Genomic DNA, 1,896 nt, shown 5'->3' on the forward strand with positions numbered 1-1,896 from the left:
GTAGTGGATCGCGCCGGGCACGCCGCCGCCCGCCGCGATGGCGTCGCCCGTGATGGCGACGCTGCGCGGTGAGGCGAGGAAGGTCACGACCCACGCCACCTCGTGGGCCTCGACGATGCGCCCGATGGTCGATCCGCGCTCGGGCACGACGCGACCGGTGCGCTCGGTGCGGGTCACGCCCGGGTGGACGACGGTGACGTTGACGCCGTGCGGACCCAGCTCGTCGGCCAGGTTCTTGGTCAGGGCGGACACCGACACGTTGCGGATGGACCCGGTGATGCGACCCGCGTTGCGGGCGGCGAGCCCGCTGATGTTGACGATGCGTCCCCATCCCTGGTCGATGAGCAGCGGGGCGACGGCCCGCGCCGTGCGCAGGTAGCCGAGCACCTTCACGTTCAGGTCCGCGAGGACGTCCTCGTCGCGCAGCTCGGTGACGGGCCCCGGCGGGGCGACGCTGCCGGGCGTGGCGGCGTTGTTCACCAGGATGTCCACGCCGCCGAGCTCCTCGACCGCGGTGGCGACCAGGCGCCGCACGGAGGCGTCGTCGCCCGTGTCGACCTCCACCGGCACGATGCGCCGGCCGGTGTCGGCGGCCAGTTCGGCGGCCGCGGCCTGGAGGCGCTCGGGGTCACGGGCACCGATGACGACGTCGGCGCCCTCCTGCGCCAACGCGCGGGCGATCGCCTTGCCGATGCCACGGCTGCCACCGGTGACGATCGCTCGCTTGCCACTCAGTTCGAGATCCATCCTCGCTCTTCCTGTCGCGGTCCGCGCCGGTCCGCTCGGGACCGGTCCGCCGGGGACGTCCCCCCGGAGCCGGAACCACCGTAGACGATAATTCCGATCTTGACGATCAGCTTTATCGACTTTACGGTGCCGACCATGACCCTCACCGACCACGACGTCGCCATCGACGTTCGACCGCTGTCCGGCTGGACGGGCGCCGAGATCCACGGCGTCGACCTGTCCCAGCCGCTCGACGACCACACGGTCGCCGAGATCCGCCAAGCCCTCCTCCAGTGGAAGGTCGTGTTCTTCCGCGACCAGCACATCGATCACGCCCAGCAGATCCGCTTCGGCGGCCAGTTCGGCGACGTCACGCCCGGCCACCCCTACGAGGGCGACGCCGCCCCACCCGGCTTCCCGCAGATCCACACCGTCTCACCCAAGGCGTACGACGAGCGCTACGGGCGTCGCTACCAGAAGCAGTTCGGCGTCAACGGCCCGGGCTGGCACGCGGACGTCACCCCGCTGATCAACCCGCCGTCGCACTCGATCCTGCGGGCCGAGTCGGTACCCGCCTTCGGCGGCGACACCCAGTTCACGAACGTCGCCGCCGCCTACCTCGGCCTGCCCGAGCCGCTGCGTGCGTTCATCGACGGCCTCCGCGCCGAGCACCGCTTCGGCGCCTCCTACGACGCCGACCGCAGCAACGAGCGGATCGGCGAATGGGTGCGCACGAAGCCGCTGGCCTCGATCCACCCGGTCGTGCGGGTCCACCCCGAGAGCGGTGAGCGCGTCATCTACGTGAACCCGGGCTTCACCACCCGCATCCTCGACCTCGACCCCCGCCAGAGCCGTCACATCCTCGACCTGCTGTTCGAGCAGATCGACCGCCCCGAGTACACCGTGCGGTTCAAGTGGGAGAACGGCAGCGTCGCCTTCTGGGACAACCGCGCCGCCCTCCACCTCGCACCTCGCGACGTCGAGCACCTGGCCACCGACCGCGTGCTGCACCGCATCACCCTCGTCGGCGACACCCCGGTCGGGCCGGACGGCGCACCGTCCGAGTCGATCGCCGGCGAGCCCTTCCTCGCGGCCAACTGAGCGAGAGGGACCGAGACCATGTCCATCGCCGCACGCCTCGGCGGCGGCCTGGCGACACCCGTGCGGAGG

The 1,896-nt window shown here is 71.5% G+C and carries 2 protein-coding genes; one reads left to right on the plus strand and one right to left on the minus strand.

The window, feature by feature from the left end:
* A partial coding sequence (locus tag PV363_RS17620) for an SDR family NAD(P)-dependent oxidoreductase (RefSeq protein WP_301023067.1) occupies positions 1-747 on the minus strand: 747 nt, incomplete at its 3' end.
* Between the two features lie 135 nt (positions 748-882).
* Here PV363_RS17620 and PV363_RS17625 point away from each other — a divergent pair.
* Positions 883-1,827 carry a TauD/TfdA family dioxygenase gene (locus PV363_RS17625; protein ID WP_301023068.1) on the plus strand — a complete coding sequence of 315 codons (945 nt, stop codon included), beginning with the start codon at positions 883-885 and terminating at the stop codon, positions 1,825-1,827.
* Positions 1,828-1,896: the final 69 nt, after the last annotated feature.

The organism is Mumia sp., from assembly GCF_028803055.1.
In the GTDB taxonomy this organism is placed as follows: domain Bacteria; phylum Actinomycetota; class Actinomycetes; order Propionibacteriales; family Nocardioidaceae; genus Mumia.

Coding starts and splice junctions, on each gene's coding strand:
- PV363_RS17625 (WP_301023068.1), top strand. CDS start 883: ATGACCCTCACCGACCACGACGTCGCCATCGACGTTCGACCGCTGTCC.